At 69.0% G+C, this 18253-nt stretch carries 18 protein-coding genes; 12 read left to right on the top strand and 6 right to left on the bottom strand.

The features are described 5' to 3' along the window. Nucleotides 1–38: 38 nt before the first annotated feature. Nucleotides 39–992 (bottom strand): acetyl-CoA carboxylase carboxyltransferase subunit alpha, encoded by a 954-nt coding sequence (locus V5F49_RS15570; RefSeq protein WP_394117639.1) that lies wholly within the window; start codon nt 990–992, stop codon nt 39–41. Nucleotides 993–1191: 199 nt separating this feature from the next. On the opposite strand from V5F49_RS15570, the gene V5F49_RS15565 reads away from it, so the two are divergent. From V5F49_RS15565 to V5F49_RS15555, 3 genes are all read left to right on the top strand, one after another. Further along, nucleotides 1192–1479: a hypothetical protein gene (locus V5F49_RS15565; protein ID WP_394117640.1), complete on the top strand. Its 288-nt coding sequence runs from the start codon at nt 1192–1194 to the stop codon at nt 1477–1479. A 99-nt stretch (nt 1480–1578) separates the two neighbouring features. After that, the gene (locus V5F49_RS15560; RefSeq protein ID WP_394117641.1) at nt 1579–1869 is read left to right on the top strand and encodes a YggT family protein; all 291 of its coding nucleotides are present in this window, start codon (nt 1579–1581) and stop codon (nt 1867–1869) included. 13 nt (nt 1870–1882) lie between these two features. Further along, on the top strand, nt 1883–2203 hold the full coding sequence (locus tag V5F49_RS15555) for a DUF167 family protein (RefSeq protein ID WP_394117642.1): 321 nt from the start codon (nt 1883–1885) through the stop codon (nt 2201–2203). Between the two features lie 774 nt (nt 2204–2977). On the opposite strand, the gene V5F49_RS15550 is transcribed toward V5F49_RS15555, so the two are convergent. The 3 genes from V5F49_RS15550 to V5F49_RS15540 form a co-directional block, all read right to left on the bottom strand. Next, nucleotides 2978–3901, bottom strand: a complete 924-nt coding sequence (locus tag V5F49_RS15550) for a TorF family putative porin (protein WP_394117643.1) — start codon at nt 3899–3901, stop codon at nt 2978–2980. Between the two features lie 403 nt (nt 3902–4304). Beyond that, nucleotides 4305–5069 carry a protease inhibitor Inh/omp19 family protein gene (locus V5F49_RS15545; protein ID WP_394117644.1) on the bottom strand — a complete coding sequence of 255 codons (765 nt, stop codon included), beginning with the start codon at nt 5067–5069 and terminating at the stop codon, nt 4305–4307. 57 nt (nt 5070–5126) lie between these two features. Continuing rightward, nucleotides 5127–6095: a 2-hydroxyacid dehydrogenase gene (locus V5F49_RS15540; protein ID WP_394117645.1), complete on the bottom strand. Its 969-nt coding sequence runs from the start codon at nt 6093–6095 to the stop codon at nt 5127–5129. Nucleotides 6096–6391: 296 nt separating this feature from the next. On the opposite strand from V5F49_RS15540, the gene V5F49_RS15535 reads away from it, so the two are divergent. The 5 genes from V5F49_RS15535 (at nt 6392) to V5F49_RS15515 (ending at nt 11616) form a co-directional block, all read left to right on the top strand. Next, nucleotides 6392–7471, top strand: a complete 1080-nt coding sequence (locus tag V5F49_RS15535) for an ABC transporter ATP-binding protein (protein ID WP_394117646.1) — start codon at nt 6392–6394, stop codon at nt 7469–7471. Between the two features lie 112 nt (nt 7472–7583). Then, nucleotides 7584–8909, top strand: a complete 1326-nt coding sequence (locus tag V5F49_RS15530) for an ABC transporter substrate-binding protein (protein ID WP_394117647.1) — start codon at nt 7584–7586, stop codon at nt 8907–8909. A gap of 258 nt (nt 8910–9167) precedes the next feature. After that, a complete protein-coding gene (locus V5F49_RS15525; RefSeq protein WP_394117660.1) occupies nt 9168–10019 on the top strand; it encodes a carbohydrate ABC transporter permease in 852 nt (283 codons plus the stop codon). A gap of 44 nt (nt 10020–10063) precedes the next feature. After that, nucleotides 10064–10954, top strand: a complete 891-nt coding sequence (locus V5F49_RS15520) for a carbohydrate ABC transporter permease (RefSeq protein WP_394117648.1) — start codon at nt 10064–10066, stop codon at nt 10952–10954. 158 nt (nt 10955–11112) lie between these two features. Further along, nucleotides 11113–11616, top strand: a complete 504-nt coding sequence (locus tag V5F49_RS15515; RefSeq protein ID WP_394117649.1) for a TIGR00645 family protein — start codon at nt 11113–11115, stop codon at nt 11614–11616. 9 nt (nt 11617–11625) lie between these two features. Here V5F49_RS15515 and V5F49_RS15510 read toward each other — a convergent pair whose 3' ends face one another. After that, nucleotides 11626–12540 (bottom strand): MBL fold metallo-hydrolase, encoded by a 915-nt coding sequence (locus tag V5F49_RS15510; protein WP_394117650.1) that lies wholly within the window; start codon nt 12538–12540, stop codon nt 11626–11628. A 253-nt stretch (nt 12541–12793) separates the two neighbouring features. Between V5F49_RS15510 and V5F49_RS15505 the strand changes: the two genes are divergently transcribed. The 3 genes from V5F49_RS15505 (at nt 12794) to V5F49_RS15495 (ending at nt 16158) form a co-directional block, all read left to right on the top strand. Beyond that, a complete protein-coding gene (locus V5F49_RS15505) occupies nt 12794–12934 on the top strand; it encodes a DUF3096 domain-containing protein (RefSeq protein WP_394117651.1) in 141 nt (46 codons plus the stop codon). 112 nt (nt 12935–13046) lie between these two features. Beyond that, entirely contained in the window at nt 13047–15704 is a 2658-nt protein-coding gene (ppdK, locus tag V5F49_RS15500) for a pyruvate, phosphate dikinase (RefSeq protein ID WP_394117652.1), read from the top strand. A 202-nt stretch (nt 15705–15906) separates the two neighbouring features. Beyond that, nucleotides 15907–16158, top strand: a complete 252-nt coding sequence (locus V5F49_RS15495) for a GlsB/YeaQ/YmgE family stress response membrane protein (RefSeq protein ID WP_394117653.1) — start codon at nt 15907–15909, stop codon at nt 16156–16158. A 16-nt stretch (nt 16159–16174) separates the two neighbouring features. Here V5F49_RS15495 and V5F49_RS15490 read toward each other — a convergent pair whose 3' ends face one another. After that, the gene (locus tag V5F49_RS15490) at nt 16175–16615 is read right to left on the bottom strand and encodes a hypothetical protein (RefSeq protein ID WP_394117654.1); all 441 of its coding nucleotides are present in this window, start codon (nt 16613–16615) and stop codon (nt 16175–16177) included. A 279-nt stretch (nt 16616–16894) separates the two neighbouring features. Between V5F49_RS15490 and V5F49_RS15485 the strand changes: the two genes are divergently transcribed. Then, nucleotides 16895–18229 carry an MFS transporter gene (locus tag V5F49_RS15485; protein WP_394117655.1) on the top strand — a complete coding sequence of 445 codons (1335 nt, stop codon included), beginning with the start codon at nt 16895–16897 and terminating at the stop codon, nt 18227–18229. Nucleotides 18230–18253 lie beyond the last annotated feature (24 nt).

The following is an 18253-nucleotide window of genomic DNA, read 5'->3' as shown; positions in this document are numbered from 1 at the left end:
AACCGGGCCCCCGCGGCGCCGCCGGCCTTTCGACATGGTTAAAGCCCGCGGCCGATGGCGAGGAACTTGTCGCGCCGCGCCTTGCGCACCGCGGCGCCGTCGAGGCCCGCCAGCGCGCCCAGCGCATCGGCGATGGCGTCGCCCGCGGCGGCGATGGTCGCCTCGGGATCGCGGTGGGCGCCGCCGGCCGGCTCCTTGACGATGCCGTCGATGATGCCGAAGCGCAGCAGGTCCTGCGCGGTGATCTTCATGTTGGTGGCGGCGTCCTGCGCCTTGGCGGTGTCGCGCCACAGGATGGAGGCCGCGCCCTCGGGCGAGATCACGCTGTAGATGGCGTGCTCCATCATCAGCACCTTGTTGGCGGTGGCGATGGCGATGGCCCCGCCCGAGCCGCCCTCGCCGATCACCAGCGCCACGTTGGGCACCGACAGGCCGAGGCAGGCATCGGTGGAACGGGCGATGGCCTCGGCCTGCCCGCGCTCCTCGGCGCCGATGCCGGGATAGGCGCCGGCCGTGTCCACCAGCGAGATCACGGGCACGGCGAAGCGGTCCGCCAGCTCCATGATGCGGGCGGCCTTGCGGTAGCCCTCCGGACGGGCCATGCCGAAATTGTGCCGGATGCGGGTCTCGGTGGTGGAGCCCTTCTCGTGGCCCAGCACGCACACGCTCTCGCCGCGGAAGCGCGCGAAGCCGCCGATGATGGCCTCGTCCTCGCCGAACTTGCGGTCGCCGGCGAGCGGCGTGAAATCCTCGAACAGGCCCTTGGCGAAGTCGGCGAAATGCGGCCGCTGCGGATGCCGCGCCACCAGCGTCTTCTGCCACGGGGTGAGATTGGCGTAGAGGGCGACCAGCGCGTCGCGCGCCTTGGTCTCGAGCCGCTGCACGTCGTCGGAGATGGCGACGCCGTCGCCCGCCGATGCGAGCGCGCGCAGTTCCTCCACCTTGGCCTCGAGTTCGGCGACCGGCTTCTCGAAGTCCAGATAGCTGCGCATGAGGGTCCGTGACAGTTGGAGGTGGTCGCGCGCGGCGAACAGTTGGAGGTGGTCGCGCGCGGCGACAGGCCGTACGGGTCGCGCGCGTCGGTCCGCCGACGGCGCCGGAAGCTGCCCGCGACAGGCCGCCAAGTCAAGCTGTGGCGTCCACTGCCGGGTCAGGCCGCCGGCGCGGCCCCGCCGGGCGCGCGCGCATGTGATGGCCGCTGGCTGCAACATTGCGGCGGCGGGAGCGTTGAACCCCAATCATGGTCACATCAAGGAGACCGACATGACCGCGCCGAAACGCTCCGTGGCGCCGGCCGCATCCCGCTCCGCAGCGCCCGGCAAAAAGGTCCGGAACCCGAAGGCAGGCCGCACGCGGGAGGACGACATGCCGGCCGCCGGCCCCCACGCCAAGCCGCATCTGATGGATCCGGAGCGCACCCCGGGCGCGGGCGCCCTGTCGCGGCCGGGCGACCCGCGCGATTCCGACGCGACCGGCTGACGCAGCCCCGCCGGACGCCATCGGGGCGCCGGCGGCCTTGTTCAAGCCCGCCCCGGGGGGCTATTGCTGACACGCAACTCCCCGGGGACCGTTCCTGCGATGCGCGCGCTGCTCGACGTCATTCTTGTCGTCCTTCAACTCTACGTCTGGGTGCTGATCGCCGCGGCGGTGCTGTCCTGGCTCGTGGCCTTCAATGTGGTGAACCCCTACAACTCGTTCGTGCGGAGCGTGGGCGAGTTCCTCTACCGCATCACCGAGCCGGTGCTGGCACCGATCCGCAACGTGCTGCCCAGCATGGGCGGCCTCGACCTGTCCCCCATGGTGCTGATCCTGCTCATCTTCTTCCTGCAGCAGGTGATCGCCTACTACATCTACCCCTACGTGTTCTGAGGGGCGGGCGGCCTTGGCCTTCCTGAAGCTGCTGGCCGATGGCGTCGAGGCGACGGTGCGGGCGACCCCGCGCGGCGGGCGCGACGCTCTCGACGGGCTGGCGGAGCTTTCCGACGGCCGGACCGTGCTGAAGGTTCGGGTGCGGGTGGCGCCGGAAGACGGGGCCGCCACCGCCGCAGTGGCGCGGGTGCTGGCGGAAGCGGCCGGTGTCGCGGCCTCGCAGGTGCGGCTGACATCGGGCGCCACGGCACGGGTGAAGACGTTCCGCATCTCTGGCGATGCCGCCGCGCTCGCGGCTGCCCTGCGTTTGGCCGCAGCCTCTTCGGGCCGCTGATCCAGGCTGCGCCAGCGCGGCGCGCGTCACGGGCCGGATGCCGCTCGGGCCGACCTCCGCTGGTGGCGCCATCCGGTGCGGGCCGGACCGCTGCTACACATCATCCGTAGCCTCGCGACCCGCTTGTCCTGAGCACCGCGCGAGATGCCCCCTGCCGGCTGGTGCCGGCGGCTGGGGCACGGGCGCTGCCCGGACCTGTCGAGGTGCATCGGCCCTGCGCACGCCCGGGCCCCTTCGCTCGCGCTTGCAGGCTGGTCGGGGCGACAGGGCCGCACGCCCCGCCGTCCGGCACATGCCGTTACGGGCAAGGGGCGGTATGGCGCCGCGCCGGCATCGATGCCGGGCCGGAGAGAGATCGGCCCTCGCCCGGCCGGGCTCCACCGCCCTTCCGCCCGATACCGTGCGGCACGCGACGGCGTGGCACGTCTGCCGATGCGGCGCGTCTGCCGGCGCGGGGACGGGCTCCACCTCTCCTTGCCGGCGCCCGCGGCTGTTCCGACCGCTTGCCTGACACGTCCGCACCGGAATGCCCGGCACCCCGCTGTCAACGAGGCGGCAGCCGCCGGGTGACCAGCGCACGATGCAGGGACAGCGCTGGCACGAAAGCGGGGGCGGGAGAGCGGGGGCGGGAGAGCGGGGCAGCCCATTATCCGGCGGGACACTGCAAAACGGCGCCGCTTGAGCATCGCGCCCGATGGCTCCGGCAGGAGCACAAAAGAAAAGGGCGCCGTGCGTGTGCACGGCGCCCTGTCGCGTCGGGGACGCGGGTTCAGATCACTTCAGCGCGTTCAGGCTGGTGTCGAAGGACAGGCTGGCCACGAAGCGATCGCCGCAAGCGTTCTGCAGACCGGAGATCACGCCGCAGGTGCCGAAGGGCGCGAAGCCCACGCCCTGCACGAAGGCCGGGCCTTCCGAGAGGGTGCTGCCGTAGTAGCGCAGGTCGAGGGTGGCAGCCTTGTAGGTGAAGGCGACGCCCACGTTCCAGGTGGTGTAGGAAGGCAGCTCGTAGTTGACGGCGAAGATGTTGCCCAGGTCGGTCTGGCCAAGCCACTGATAGCCGAGCTCACCCGACACGTAGACGCCGACGTCCTTGACCGGGCTCCACTTGGTGAAGTCCACCTTGAGGGTGCCGGACAGGTAGGTGCCGTCCGAGCCCGAGCCGGCGTAGCTGTCGGTGTAGTAGAGGTTGCCGCCGACGGTGAGCACGTCGTTGATGACGTAGGTCGGCTTGAAGTAGATTTCCCAGTAGTCGATGTTGACCGCCGGGAGGCCGGGGGCCAGCGTGTTCACGCCGATCTCGCCCGGGTAGTAGTAGTACACGAAGCCGACGTCAGCGGTGAAGCCACCCCAGGTGTGACGGATGCCGCCGTACAGGTCGACTTCGGCGGAGGCGTCGGTCAGGCCGGTGAAGGCGCCGAACTGGTTCACGGGCGGGAAGTCGACGTTCGACATGAAGATGCCGCCGTAGACCCAGTCGAACAGGCGCAGCTCGGCATAGCCCTGGATGGCCGGGTTGCCGTCGGTCTGCGTGATGCCGCGGAACACGTAGTCGGTGGCGAGCTTGGCGCCGAAGGCGACGTCCCAGAGCGGAGCCTCGGGAGCCGGAGCGGCCTTCACCGGCATCGGCGAGCTGAGGTCGGCCGCATTGGCGGCTCCGGCCAGGAGCAGGGAGGCGGCGACGACTGCAATCTTCTTCATGTGATAACCCCGCAGCGATTTAGACTGATAAAAATCAGCTGGAGGCCTCAAGTCCAATGTGAAATTTGAGGCAGCAAATGCTCCCCATTTAGGCAAACCCGCATGAACGCTGGATTCTTGTGTTGCGTTTGCGCAACGGACTTTGTCGAAACGATGAAACCGGCTCTCTTGGGAAGAAAACCTGTCACAAAAAAGGGGGTAGCCGAAAGCCTCTGAGAGGCACGCGCGGGCCAGCCTGACGCTGCAAAGCCACAACGCATCGGTGCCGGGAATCACGCTTCACGGAATCACGCCCCACCTGCGGACGGGCCCCGGATCCCGGCGCCGTGCGCCAATTCAGGGCGCCAAGGTCAGGGCCGGGCCCCAAGTCAGGGCCGTGCCCCAGGTCAGGGCCGGGCCAGCCTCACGGGCGGGACATCAGCAGCGGGCGGCCGCGCTCGGGCGTGCGCGCCCAGGCGCCGTCCTCCTGCCGGGCGAAGCGGATGGTGGTTGCCCCGCCCTCCCCGCGGACCAGGATGTTGCCGCCCTCGATGTCCCACGCCACGGGGCCGAAGCGCAGAAGGCCCGAATCGCAGCCGTCGGCGATCACCAGCCCCTTGCCCTTGCCGCCTGAGGCCGGCGTGTCGAGCAGGGTCCAGCGGCATACGGCAGGGGCGCCGGACTGGCGGGCGAGGTCCCAGTCGCCCACCACCTCCTCCACCTTCAGCTCCATCTCGGACTCGGCCGCGAGGGCGGGATTGACGAGGAAATAGACCCCGTCGCCCTCGCGCAGGGCCTCATAGCTGCCGTTGGTGGCCTCGGTGAACTCGGCCACGGTCCGCCCCTGCGCGTTCAGCAGCCGGAGCGATCCGGACGGGTCGGGCAGCCAGGCGGAGACCTGCGGGGAAAATGCGATGATGGCGCAGGCGTCGCGATCGAACTCGACCGCGAGGCCGGGGCCGGAGGGGTCCGCCTTCAGCGCGAACGGACAGGCGCGGCTGCCGTCGGCATTGGTGAGGCGGAAGGGCGCGGCGAGCTTCTGCGCCGTCTCGCGCACGGCGGGATCGAGCTTCGGCCCGGGCGCGGCGGGACGGGGCGCGGCGGCGGGCGGCTGCTGTGCCAGCGCCGGGCCGCCCGCCATCATCCAACCCACCAGCGCAAGACCGAGAAGATGCCTGTGGCGCGCCATCCTGCCCTCGCATGCGGAACACCGGGATGGCGACACTAGCACCTCGCGCGCCCGCGATCACCCGCGCGCGGCAGCCAACGGCCACGGCGTCTCGGCAACGGGGGTCAGCGGCCCCTTGCCATCGAGGACCGAGACGAGGTTGTCCACCACCAGCTGGCCCATGGCGCCGCGTGTATAATGCGTCGAGGAGCCCACATGCGGCAGCAGCACCGCGTTCTCGAGCGCGAGGAAGCCCTCGGGCACATCGGGCTCGCGGGCGAACACGTCGAGGCCGGCGGCGAGGATGGTGCGTCCCTGCAGCGCCTTCAGGAGCTCCGGCTCGTCCACCACGGTGCCGCGCGCCACATTGATGAGGATGCCGTCTGGCCCGAGGGCGGACAGCACCTCGGCATTCACCATGTTCCGCGTGGCCGGTCCGCCGGGCACGATGACCACCAGGATGTCCACCGCGCGGGCAAGGTCCACCAGCCGCTCGAACCAGGGCCAGGGCACGTCCGCGCGCGGGCTGCGGGTGTGGTAGGCGATCTCCACGCCGAATCCCTCCAGCCGGCGGGTGATGGCGCGGCCGATGCGCCCCATGCCGAGGAGGCCGACCCGCCGCCCCCGCAGGGTGGCGCCGAGGGGAAACGCCCCCTCCTTCCACTTGCCGGCGCGCAGGAAGCGCTCGGCGCGCGGGATCTCGCGCACGGTGGCCAGCAGCAGGCCGAGGGTGAGGTCGGCCACCTCGTCGTCGAGCACGTCCGGCGTGTTGGTGACCACGACGCCGCGCGCCGCGGCCGCGGCCGCATCCACCGTATCGTAGCCGACACCGAAATTGGCGACGATGCGCAGCGCCGGCAGGCGGGCCATGAAGGCATCGTCCACCCGCACAGCGCCGCGCGTCGCCACCGCCGGGATGCGCGCGGCGTCCTCTTCGGTGAGGTCGGCGAGGGAGACGAGGCGGAAGCGGCTGGCGAGCTGACGCTCCACCACATTCTCCATCACGGGGCCGGTGAGGAGAATGGCCGGACGGTCCTGGTCGATCATGGGCTGGGCTCGCTGCGGATTGTCCCGGCCGGGCCGGGGCGCGGCGGCGGCGGCCCGCCCTTCGGACCGCCCGCGCCACCGCGCGTCGCATGTGTGTAGCGCCAAGTCTGGTCCGACCTCAATCAATGTTCAATCGTTTTAAATTCCCCCTTGATCCCGATCGCGGCTCGCACCATGATCGCGCCGCGTCCGGAAGGGCGCCGGCCCGGCGGGCCCAACAAGCAATGTCGAAAAGGCAGACGGCGCACGGCAACGTCCGGCGGCCGCGCCAGTGGACGGTGGGGAGAGGAAGCTCGATGGCGACCGTGGACATTCGCGGTGTGAAGAAGGCCTATGGCGCGACGCAGGTCATCCATGGTGTGGATGTCAGCATCCGCGACGGCGAGTTCGTTGTGCTGGTTGGCCCCTCCGGCTGCGGGAAATCCACGCTTCTGCGCATGATCGCCGGGCTCGAGAACATCTCCGGCGGCGAGATCCTGATCGGCAACCGCGTCATCAACGAGATGCCGCCGAAGGAACGGGACATCGCCATGGTGTTCCAGAACTACGCGCTGTATCCCCACATGACGGTGGCGGACAACATGGGCTTCTCCCTCAAGCTGCGCAAAGCGCCGAAGGAGGAGATCGACGGCCGGGTGAAGCGCGCGGCGGAGATCCTCAATCTCTCCAAGCTGCTCGATCGCTACCCCCGCCAGCTCTCCGGCGGCCAGCGCCAGCGCGTCGCCATGGGCCGCGCCATCGTGCGCGATCCGCAGGTGTTCCTGTTCGACGAGCCGCTCTCCAACCTCGACGCCCAGCTGCGCGTGCAGATGCGCACCGAGATCAAGGAGCTGCACCAGCGGCTGAAGACCACCACCGTCTACGTCACCCACGACCAGATCGAGGCCATGACCATGGCCGACAAGATCGTGGTGATGCACGACGGCATCGTCGAGCAGATCGGCGCGCCGCTCGACCTCTACGACCGGCCGGCCAACCAGTTCGTCGCCGGCTTCATCGGCTCCCCCTCCATGAACTTCATCAAGGGCAAGGTGCGGCTCGGCGCCAGCCCGCACGTGGAGACGTCCGGCGGCGTGAGCATGCCGCTGCCGCAGGCCGAGGGCCTCACCGACGGCCAGGGCGTCGTCTACGGGCTGCGGCCCGAGCACATCCGTCTCGATCCCCAGGGCGTGCCGATGCGGGTGGTGGTGACCGAGCCCACCGGCTCGGAGATCTTGGTGGTGGCACGCCTCGGCGACGGCACCCAGGGCGAGGGGCAGGAAGTGACCTGCCTGTTCCGGGAGCGTCTCTCCTTCACCGCGGGCGAAGTGATCCGCATCGCCCCGCAGCCCGGCCTCACACACCTTTTTGAGGAGGCCAGCGGACGCCGCCTCTGACACACTGACGCTGCGAGAAGGCCGCCCGGCGACGCCAGGGTCCCCGCCAGGGGATCAAACGCCAGGGCGGCACCGCTGAAAAAGAACAGGCATCTTCACGGGAGGAAGACGAATGACCTTTTCCAGACGCGACGTGCTGCTGGGCGGCGCCGGCCTTGCGGCGGGCTCCATGGCCCTGCCCTTCGCCGGAGGCATCTTGGGCGCCACGCAGGCCTTCGGCCAGTCCGTTCCCAAGTTCGAGCCGGAGCCCGGCGCCTCCCTGCGCCTGCTGCGCTGGTCGCCCTTCGTGAAGGGCGAGGAGGACGCCTGGGTCGCCAACACCAAGAAGTTCACCGAGGCCACCGGCATCGAGGTGCGCATCGACAAGGAGAGCTGGGAGGACATCCGCCCCAAGGCCGCGGTGGCCGCGAACGTGGGCTCCGGCCCCGACATCGTGTGGGTGTGGTTCGACGACGCCCAGCAGTATCCCGACAAGCTGCTCGACGTGACCGACCTCGCCACCGGCCTCGCCGGCCAGTACGGCGGCTATTATCCGGGCAACGAGGTGTACGCGAAGGTCAACGGCCGCTTCGTCGGCCTGCCGCTCGCCACCATCGGCAATGCCGTGGTCTATCGCGACAGCTGGGTGAAGCAGGCCGGCTTCTCGGAATTCCCGAAGGACACCAAGGCCCTGCTGGAGCTCGGCAAGGCCCTGAAGGCCAACAACCACCCCATGGGCTTCACGCTGGGCCACGGCGTCGGCGACGGCAACAACTACTGCCACTGGGTGCTGTGGAGCCACGGCGGCAAGATGGTGGACGAGAACGGCAAGGTGGTCATCAACTCGCCGGAGACCGTCAACGCCCTGCGCTACGCCGCCGAGCTCTACAAGACCTTCATCCCCGGCACCGAGAGCTGGCTCGACGTCAACAACAACCGCGCCTTCATCGCCGGCGACCTGTCAGTGACCGCCAACGGCGTGTCCATCTACTACGCCGCGGCGAACGATCCGAAGCTGCAGGACATGGCGGCGGACATGAAGTCCACCAACTTCCCGGTGGGCCCGGTCGGCAAGAAGGTGGAGCTGCACCAGACCACCACCGCCTGCATCTTCAAGTACACGAAGTACCCCAAGGCGGCGCAGGCCTACCTCGCCTACATGTTCGCGGCGGACCAGTACAATGCGTGGCTCACCGGCGCGAGCGCCTATTGCTGCCAGACGCTGAAGGCGTTCTCCAGCAATCCGGTGTGGACCTCCAAGCCGATCCACGCCGCCTACGCGGTCGCCTCCGAGACGCTCCAGCCCAACGGCTATGCCGGCCCGCTGGGGCCGAAGTCGGCCGCCGCCATGGCCGACTGGATCGTGGTGGACATGGTGGCGGAGGCCTCCACCGGCCAGCGCACGCCCGAGGAAGCTGCCAAGCGCGCCCAGCTGCGCGCCGAGCGCATCTACCGCTGAGGACGCCTGCCCGCCCGCGGCCCCGGCCGCGGGCGGAGCCCTCCTCGTGCGGCGCTCCCTCTCCCGGCGCGGGAAAGGGCCGCCGCACAGCTCCGGCGCGGCCGCCGCGCCATCCCCTCCCCCGAAGGGCGGCGGGGCAAGATCCAAGGACTTCCGGAGACCCGTTCCATGGCCAATGTCGCAGCGGCTGAGCCGTCCCCCTCGCGGTCCTTCTGGGCCGGCATCGGCCAGGGCCGCCACGTGCTCGGCATCGCCTTCATGCTGCCGGCGGCGGTCTTCCTGCTGTTCTTCCTCACCTATCCGCTCGGGCTCGGGGTGTGGCTGGGCTTCACCGACACGCGGATCGGCCGCGAGGGCGTGTTCGTCGGCCTCGAGAACTACCAGCTCCTGTGGCAGGACAGCCTGTTCTGGCTGGTGGTGTTCAACACCCTGCTCTACACCATCGCCGCCTCGATCCTGAAGTTCGGCCTCGGCCTGTGGCTGGCGCTGCTGCTGAACCAGAACCTGCCGTTCAAGGCCTTCTTCCGCGCCGTGGTGCTGCTGCCGTGGGTGGTGCCCACCGTGCTCTCGGCCATCGCCTTCTGGTGGATCTTCGACAGCCAGTATTCGATCATCTCCTGGGCGCTCATCAAGATGGGGCTCATCTCCGCGCCCATCAACTTCCTGGGCGACGTCTCCAACGCCCGCGCCTCGGTGATCGCGGCCAACGTCTGGCGCGGCATCCCGTTCGTGGCGATCTCGCTGCTGGCGGGCCTGCAGACCATCTCGCCCTCGCTGCACGAGGCCGCGACGCTGGACGGCGCCTCCTCCTGGCAGCGCTTCCGCTACATCACGCTGCCCATGCTCTCGCCCATCATCGCGGTGGTGATGACCTTCTCGGTGCTGTTCACCTTCACCGACTTCCAGCTGATCTACGTGCTCACCCGCGGCGGTCCGCTGAACTCCACCCACCTCATGGCGACGCTGTCGTTCCAGCGCGCCATTCCCGGCGGGCAGCTGGGCGAGGGCGCGGCCATCGCGGTGGCGATGATCCCGTTCCTGCTGGCGGCCATCCTGTTCAGCTATTTCGGCCTGCAGCGCCGCAAGTGGCAGCAGGGCGGGGCGGACTGACCGTCCCCCGCCCCTCCCCGGCCCCCGATTCCGCGAGATTTGCCATGGCGCAGCCCCAGTCCACCCAGATGACCGACAACTCCACCGGCATGAGCTACCTCGACAGCCTGCCGAAGCGGCTCGTCACGGTCATCCTGCCGCTCCTCGTCTTCGTGTTCGTGCTGCTGTTCCCGTTCTACTGGATGGCCATCACCGCCATCAAACCGAACTTCCAGCTGACCGATTACAACAACTACTCGCCCCTGTGGGTGGTGGAGCCGACGCTGGAGCACATCAAGTACCTGCTGTTCGAGACCTCCTATCCGCACTGGCTGTGGAACACGGTGTACATCTCGGTGGCGGCCACCTTCATCTCGCTGGTGACCAGCGTGTTCGCGGCCTATGCCATCGAGCGGCTGCGCTTCCACGGCTCGCCGTGGGTGGGGCTCGGCATCTTCCTCGCCTACCTCGTGCCGCCGTCGATCCTGTTCATTCCGCTCGCCATCATGGTGTTCGGCCTCGGCATCTACGACACCAAGCTGGCGCTGATCCTCACCTATCCCACCTTCCTCGTGCCGTTCTCCACCTGGCTCCTGATGGGCTATTTCCGCTCGATCCCGTTCGAGCTGGAGGAATGCGCGCTGGTGGACGGGGCCTCGCGCTGGCAGATCCTCATCAAGGTGCTGCTGCCGCTCTCCGTGCCGGGCCTCATCTCGGCGGGCATCTTCTCCTTCACCCTGTCGTGGAACGAGTTCATCTACGCCCTCACCTTCATCCAGTCGTCGGAGAACAAGACGGTGCCGGTGGGCGTGCTCACCGAGCTGGTGCGCTCCGACGTGTATGAGTGGGGCTCGCTGATGGCCGGCGCCCTGATCGGCTCGCTGCCGGTGGTGATCCTCTACTCCTTCTTCGTGGACTATTACGTCTCGTCCATGACCGGGGCGGTGAAGGAGTAACGCCCGCCGCCCGCCCGTCCCGGCAAGGGGAACGGACGGGCGTCCCCTGCGAAGCTTTGCCCGCTTGCCCTCACGTCGCGGTCGTGGCACCCCTTGGCCTGTTGCGGCGCATCATGCGCCCCGGCGACCGGGCCGGCGCTGCCGAGGAGGGGTGAGGGATGCTTGAGCGTGCGATCGAGTCGGTGCTGTTCCGCAGCCGCTGGATCATGGCGCCGTTCTATCTCGGCCTCGTCGTCTCGCTGTTCGTGCTGCTGTTCAAGTTCGGCAGCGAGGTGCTGCACTTCGTGGTGCATGTGCCCTCCGCCTCCGAGAGCGACGTGATCCTCGGCATCCTCGCCCTGGTGGACCTGACGCTGACCGGCAACCTGGTGCTGATCGTCATCTTCTCCGGCTACGAGAACTTCGTCTCGAAGATCGATCCCGAGGGCCACCCCGACTGGCCGGAATGGATGACGCGGGTGGACTTCACCGGCCTCAAGCAGAAGCTTCTGGCCTCCATCGTGGCGATCTCGGCGATCCAGCTGCTCAAGGCCTTCATGAATCTCGACAAGGGGAACATGGCCGAGAACACGCTCATGTGGCTGGTCATCATCCACGTGGTGTTCGTGGGCTCGAGCCTCGTCCTCGCCTGGTCGGACAAGCTCTCCGCCAGCAAGCACTGACGCGCCACCTCACCGTCCCGGCAGCACCAGGATGGTGGGGCTCCTCGGCAGCGTCTCGCGCGCCAGGGTGACGGTGGGGGCCGATGCGCGCTCCACCTGCCACTCCCGGCCGAGCCGCCCGAGGAAGCGCTCCAGCCCCCACGCGCTGAAATAGTGCATGGGGATGACGAGCGGCGCGTTGATGGCCTTCAGCGTCTCCACCATGCCCTCGATGTCGAGCGTGTAGGAGCCGTCCACCGGCGCCAGCACCACGTCGATCCGCCCCAGCGCCTCCAGGTGATCGGGCGTCAGCAAATGGTGCAGGTGGCCAAGATGGGCGATGCACAGGCCGGCCACCTCGAACACGAAGATGGAATTGCCGTCATAGTCCGTCCCCGCCCCGCGGCGGATGTTGGTGGGCACGTTGCGGATCCACACGTCGTCCAGCGTCAGCTCGTGGCGGGCGGTGCCGCCCTGCGGGTCCCAGCCGCGCAGCACGTATTCCACCGCCGGGTCGGGCGCCTCGGTGTAATGGGTGTCGTGGGCGTAGTTCATGGTGGCGACGCGCGGCACCAGTGGCGGGCGCACGTAATCGTTGTAGTCGGTGACGATGGTGACGCCGGCCGGACTCTCGATCAGGAAGCTGGCGTGGCCAACGAAGGTGAGTCGCACCATGCGGTCCGCCGCCGCCTCGGCGAAGCGCAGGGCGCCGTCGAGCGCCGCCAGCCGCACCGGCGCGCGATCGGCCACCATGCGCGGGCATTTCTCCGGCTGGGCCTGCGCCGGCGCGGCGGCCAGCAGCATCCCCCCGAGCAAGCCGATGGCGCCCAGCCGCAGACCACGCCAGGCCGATCGTCCGCGCGGGCAGGAGCCGGGGTCCGCCCGCCCGGCGCGGCCTGTGGAAGGCGGCGCGGCGGCACGGGCAAAACGGCGCAGCACGGGCATGGCCTCTCCTTCCGGCGCCGTCCGGCACCCGTTCCCTTGCGGCATATCTGATGCCTCGGACGCCGCGGAGCGTGCCGCCGGCGGCATCCGGGTGGGGATCGATTGTCGCCAGCCGGCGGGTGCGCGGCAACGCCCGGGCGAGTCACGCCGGCGTGAAGACCCAGTGCACTGCGCCGGTACGGCAACCCGGGATGGAATTCCGGAAAGGAATCGCCGATCGTGCCGACCGCGTCAGGCTGGGAGCGCTTTCACAATGTCTTTCAACATGGTCATCATTCAGCCCGCCGTCGCCCTCGGGGCCGGGGTGCTGATCCTGCTGTTTCCGCGGCTTCTCAACGTTCTGGTGGCGCTGTACCTGATCGTTGTGGGGCTGACCGGCCTGCTCGGCCACTGAGCCCTCCGCGGCGCCCCGCTGGGGGCGCGGCGAAAGCCCCTGTTGATGCTTTGTGCGCTGCACGCTAAAGCATCAGCCCATTCTGCACGTCCCAGCTACAGGGATCAGCCACATGACGAAATGGGTCTACACCTTCGGCGACGGCAAGGCCGAGGGCAAAGCCGACATGAAGAACCTGCTCGGCGGCAAGGGCGCGAACCTCGCCGAGATGTCCAATCTCGGCCTGCCTGTCCCTCCCGGCTTCACCATTCCCACCGAGGTGTGCACCTATTATTACGCACACGGCCAGACCTACCCGGCCGAGCTGAAGGGTGACGTGGAAGCCGCCCTGGCGCAGGTCGGGCAGATCACCGGCAAGTCGTTCGGCGATCCGGCCAACCCGCTGCTGGTCTCGGTGCGCTCGGGCGCCCGCGCCTCCATGCCCGGCATGATGGACACGGTGCTCAACCTCGGCCTCAACGACGAGACCGTGGAAGCCGTCGCCAAGCTCGCCGACCGGCGCTTCGCCTACGACAGCTACCGCCGCTTCATCACCATGTATTCCGACGTGGTGCTCGGCGTGGACCACCACCACTTCGAGGAGATCCTGGAGCACTACAAGCTCCAGAACGCCCTGACCCTCGACACCGACCTCGGCGCCGACGACTGGGCCGCCCTGGTGGTGAAGTACAAGGAGAAGGTCGCGGCCGAGCTCGGCAAGCCCTTCCCGCAGGATCCGCACGAGCAGCTGTGGGGCGCCATCGGCGCCGTGTTCTCCTCCTGGATGAACGCCCGCGCCATCACCTACCGCCGCCTGCACACCATCCCGGAGAGCTGGGGCACCGCGGTGAACGTGCAGTCCATGGTGTTCGGCAACATGGGCGACACCTCGGCCACCGGCGTCGCCTTCACCCGCAACCCGTCCACCGGCGAGAACGCGCTCTACGGCGAGTTCCTGGTGAACGCGCAGGGCGAGGACGTGGTGGCGGGCATCCGCACCCCGCAGGACCTGACCGAGAAGGCCCGCAAGGCCGCCGGCTCGGACAAGCCCTCCATGGAGCTGGCCCTGCCGGACGCGTTCAAGGAATTCGAGCGCATCTCGCACATCCTCGAGAACCACTACCGCGACATGCAGGATCTCGAGTTCACGGTGGAGAAGGGCAAGCTCTGGATGCTCCAGACGCGCTCCGGCAAGCGCACGGCCAAGGCCGCGCTGCGCATCGCCGTGGAGCTCGCCGCCGAGGGCCTCATCACCGAGGAGGAGGCGATCGGCCGCGTCGATCCCGCCGCCCTCGACCAGCTGCTGCACCCCGCCATCGACCCCAAGGCCGAGCGGCGCGTGCTGACCACCGGCCTGCCCGCCTCCCCGGGCGCGGCGGCCGGCGCCATCGTGTTCTCGGCCGACGAGGCCGAGGCCGCCAAGGAGCAGGGCCGCAAGGTCATCCTGGTGCGCGTGGAGACCTCGCCCGAGGACATCCACGGCATGCACGCGGCGGAAGGCATCCTGACCGCCCGCGGCGGCATGACCTCGCACGCCGCCGTGGTGGCGCGCGGCATGGGCAAGCCCTGCGTCTCCGGCGCCGGCGCCCTGCGCATCGACAACGCCGCCCAGACCCTGACGGTGGGCGGCGAAACCTACAAGAAGGGCGACTTCATCACCATCGACGGCGGCACCGGCCAGGTGCTGGCGGGCGAGGTGGCCATGCTCCAGCCCGAGCTGTCGGGCGAGTTCGCCACCCTGATGGGCTGGGCCGACAAGGTCCGCAAGCTGAAGGTGCGCGCCAACGCCGAGACCCCGGCCGACGCCCGCATGGCCCGCTCGTTCGGCGCCGAGGGCATCGGCCTGTCGCGCACCGAGCACATGTTCTTCGACCAGGGCCGCATCCTCGCCGTGCGCGAGATGATCCTGGCCGACGACGAGGCCGGCCGCCGCGCCGCCCTCGCCAAGCTGCTGCCCATGCAGCGCGAGGACTTCGTTGAGCTGTTCGAGATCATGAAGGGCCTGCCCGTCACGATCCGCCTGCTCGACCCGCCGCTGCACGAGTTCCTGCCCCACACCGACGAGGAGACCGCCGAGGTCGCCCAGAGCCTCGGCGTGGACGTGGAGCGCATCGAGCGGCGCAACAAGGAGCTGCACGAAGTGAACCCGATGCTCGGGTTCCGCGGCTGCCGCATCGCCATCGCCTTCCCCGAGATCGCCGAGATGCAGGCCCGCGCCATCTTCGAGGCGGCCGTCATCGCCGCCAAGAAGACCGGCGAGATGGTGGTCCCCGAGGTGATGGTGCCGCTCATCGCCACCAAGGCCGAGTTCGACATCGTCGAGAAGGTCATCCGCGACACCGCCGCGGCGGTGGAGAAGGAGACCGGCGCGACCCTCACCTTCCAGGTGGGCACCATGATCGAATTGCCCCGCGCCGCCCTGCGCGCGGAGGAGATCGCCAAGGGCGCCGAATTCTTCTCCTTCGGCACCAACGACCTCACCCAGACCTGCTTCGGCGTCTCGCGCGACGATGCCGGCACCTTCCTCGGCCCCTACGTGCAGAAGGGCATCCTGGAGGTGGACCCGTTCGTCTCCATCGACGTGGACGGCGTGGGCGAGCTGGTGAAGATCGGCGTGGAGCGCGGCCGCAAGTCGCGTCCTGACATCAAGCTCGGCATCTGCGGCGAGCACGGCGGCGATCCGGCCTCGGTGGCCTTCTGCCACGAGGTGGGGCTGAACTACGTGTCCTGCTCGCCCTTCCGCGTGCCGATCGCCCGCCTCGCGGCGGCGCAGGCCGCGCTGAAGAAGTGAGGGCGCGCGGCCTTCCGCCGCGTTCCGCCTGACGAGATCAAGGGCCGCCCCCCCGGGCGGCCCTTTTTCATGGGGGCAGCCTCTCCGGCGCCTTCCCCCCGCGCGCGCTGGAACGCGATGGAACAAGCTGGGCCGCAGGCCGTTTCTCCTGCACGCCGGCCTCCACCCGCGAGGCCGCGGCGGCATAAGGGGCAGTGACGCCATGGGAAATGCGGAAATCGGCTGGATCGCGGCCATCATCATCGGCGGCTTCGCCGGCTGGTTCGCCTCCATGTTCATGAAGAGCGACACCGGCCTGTTCGCCAACATCATCCTCGGCATCATCGGCGCCGCCATCGCCGGCTTCCTGTTCGGGCTGCTGGGCGTGAACTTCGCCGGCTGGCTCGGCTACCTGATCGCAGGGTTCGTCGGCGCCTGCATCCTCATCGCCGGGGCGCGGGCGATCCGGCGCTAGGCGCGCGGGGTCGCCGCTAGATGTAGCCGCGCTGGATGTAGAAATCGCCCGAGAGCAGCACGTCCAGCAGCACCAGCTTGTTGCCCTCGATCCGGTAGGAGCAGCCGAACATGCCCTTCTGCTTCAGGCCGAGGGAGGGGCCGCGGAACTGCGCCACGATCACCAGCAATTCGTCCGCCGGCACCTTGCGCTCGCCGGTCATGATGTCGCTGTAGCGCTTCAGCATGACGATGCGGGCCGCGAGCACCGACGGCGCGAACGCGGTGGACTGCTCCATGTCCTTGATGCGCTCGAGCAGGCGGTCCCGGCACGCGTCGGTGATAGCCGGCGTCAGCAACGCCTCGCCTCGCACGGTGGCGCGCTCGAACGGCTCGTCCCGGCGGCGGATGGCCTCCTCCGAAGCGCAGCCCGAGACCGCCAGCGCGCCGATCAGCGCCCCCAAGGCCGTGACACGCATCGTTTCCCCTTCCCCCGCCGCAGGCCGCGGCCGGCGGAGGTGTACAGCCTCCTCGTCTGCAATCAAGGGTAAAGTTCCGCTACGTGATCCGCGCTCGCCGCTGCGCGCGGGCCCCCTGCCCCGGCGCACCGTCTCCCCGCCGCGCACAGTCACAGCAGCAGGACAATCTCGACCGTCACACTTTCGGCACAGACGTGATTTGCGGAAACAATTCGAGGCTCCTACCGTCGATCAGACGCAGAGCATACTGACGTTGCGTCAAGTATTTCGGAGTTCCCGATGGTCCACACTGCCCCGGCCGGCACCGTTTCAGCCCACGAAGACATCCACGACGTATCCCGCCGCATCCGCGCGATCCTCATCGGATCGGCCGGAAACCTCGTCGAATGGTACGATTTCTACGCCTACTCCGCCTTCGCGCTGTATTTCGCCAAGGCCTTCTTTCCCACCGAGGACCCGGTGGCGCAGTTGCTCTCCACCGCGGCGATCTTCGCCCTCGGCTTCTTCATGCGGCCCATCGGCGGCTGGCTGTTCGGCTACATCGGCGACACCTACGGGCGAAAGCGCTCGCTGATGCTGTCGGTGACGCTGATGTGCTTCGGCTCGCTGATCATCGCCGTGACGCCCACCTATGCCACGGTCGGGGTGCTGGCGCCGGCGCTGCTGCTGCTCGCCCGCCTGCTGCAGGGCCTCAGCCTCGGCGGCGAATACGGCTCGAGCGCCACGTATCTCTCGGAAATGGCGACGGCGGACCGGCGCGGCTTCTATTCCTCGTTCCAGTACATCACCCTCATCGGCGGCCAGCTCACGGCGCTGGTGGTGCTGCTGGTGCTGCAGAACGTGCTGCTGACGGGGGAGGAACTGCGCGCCTGGGGCTGGCGCGTGCCGTTCTTCATCGGCGCCGGCCTCGCGGTGTTCACGCTGGTGATGCGGCGCACCCTGTCGGAGACCGAATCGTTCGAGAAGACCAAGGGCCGCCGCAAGACCAGCGCGCTGCGCGGGCTCATGGACCATCCGCGCGAGGTGCTCACGGTGGTCGGCCTGACGGCAGGCGGCACGCTCGCCTTCTACGTCTACACCACCTACATGCAGAAGTTCCTGAAGCTCTCGGCCGGCCTCAGCGACGAGCAGACCACCTGGGTCTCGGCCGGCACGCTCATCTTCGCCATGGTGCTCCAGCCCATCTATGGCGCGCTTTCCGATGTCATCGGCCGGCGGCCGCTGCTGATCGGCTTCGGCGTGCTGGGAACGCTCGGCACGGTGCCGCTGCTCACCGCCATCCAGCACGCGCAGGGGCCCTGGCAGGCCTTCTTCCTGATCGCCGGCGCCTGGCTGATCGTCTCCGGCTACACCTCCATCAACGCGGTGGTGAAAGCGGAGCTGTTCCCCGCCGCCATCCGCGCCACCGGCGTGGGCGTGCCCTATGCGGTGACGGTGTCGGTGTTCGGCGGCTCGGCCGAATACATCGCGCTCTGGTTCAAGAGCATCGGCCACGAGGAATGGTTCTTCTGGTACGCGACGGCGGTGATCTGCTTCTCGCTGATCATCTACCTGACCATGCCCGACACCAAGAAGACCTCGCGCATCGACGCGGAGCTGCGGGCGGCCGGCTGAGGGGCCGCCGCCGTCGCGCCCCCG

It is taken from the genome of Xanthobacter lutulentifluminis, assembly GCF_043194675.2.
Lineage (GTDB): Bacteria > Pseudomonadota > Alphaproteobacteria > Rhizobiales > Xanthobacteraceae > Xanthobacter.
Note: the sequence above shows the minus strand (reverse complement) of the source record. Positions and strands in the feature narration are given on the sequence as shown.

Coding starts and splice junctions, on each gene's coding strand:
- V5F49_RS15490 (WP_394117654.1), bottom strand. CDS start 16,615: ATGCGTGTCACGGCCTTGGGGGCGCTGATCGGCGCGCTGGCGGTCTCG.
- V5F49_RS15540 (WP_394117645.1), bottom strand. CDS start 6,095: ATGATCGACCAGGACCGTCCGGCCATTCTCCTCACCGGCCCCGTGATG.
- V5F49_RS15530 (WP_394117647.1), top strand. CDS start 7,584: ATGACCTTTTCCAGACGCGACGTGCTGCTGGGCGGCGCCGGCCTTGCG.
- V5F49_RS15525 (WP_394117660.1), top strand. CDS start 9,168: ATGCTGCCGGCGGCGGTCTTCCTGCTGTTCTTCCTCACCTATCCGCTC.
- V5F49_RS15495 (WP_394117653.1), top strand. CDS start 15,907: ATGGGAAATGCGGAAATCGGCTGGATCGCGGCCATCATCATCGGCGGC.
- V5F49_RS15520 (WP_394117648.1), top strand. CDS start 10,064: ATGGCGCAGCCCCAGTCCACCCAGATGACCGACAACTCCACCGGCATG.
- V5F49_RS15570 (WP_394117639.1), bottom strand. CDS start 992: ATGCGCAGCTATCTGGACTTCGAGAAGCCGGTCGCCGAACTCGAGGCC.
- V5F49_RS15535 (WP_394117646.1), top strand. CDS start 6,392: ATGGCGACCGTGGACATTCGCGGTGTGAAGAAGGCCTATGGCGCGACG.
- V5F49_RS15485 (WP_394117655.1), top strand. CDS start 16,895: ATGGTCCACACTGCCCCGGCCGGCACCGTTTCAGCCCACGAAGACATC.
- V5F49_RS15515 (WP_394117649.1), top strand. CDS start 11,113: ATGCTTGAGCGTGCGATCGAGTCGGTGCTGTTCCGCAGCCGCTGGATC.
- ppdK (WP_394117652.1), top strand. CDS start 13,047: ATGACGAAATGGGTCTACACCTTCGGCGACGGCAAGGCCGAGGGCAAA.
- V5F49_RS15550 (WP_394117643.1), bottom strand. CDS start 3,901: ATGAAGAAGATTGCAGTCGTCGCCGCCTCCCTGCTCCTGGCCGGAGCC.
- V5F49_RS15510 (WP_394117650.1), bottom strand. CDS start 12,540: ATGCCCGTGCTGCGCCGTTTTGCCCGTGCCGCCGCGCCGCCTTCCACA.
- V5F49_RS15505 (WP_394117651.1), top strand. CDS start 12,794: ATGTCTTTCAACATGGTCATCATTCAGCCCGCCGTCGCCCTCGGGGCC.
- V5F49_RS15545 (WP_394117644.1), bottom strand. CDS start 5,069: ATGGCGCGCCACAGGCATCTTCTCGGTCTTGCGCTGGTGGGTTGGATG.
- V5F49_RS15565 (WP_394117640.1), top strand. CDS start 1,192: ATGGCCGCTGGCTGCAACATTGCGGCGGCGGGAGCGTTGAACCCCAAT.
- V5F49_RS15560 (WP_394117641.1), top strand. CDS start 1,579: ATGCGCGCGCTGCTCGACGTCATTCTTGTCGTCCTTCAACTCTACGTC.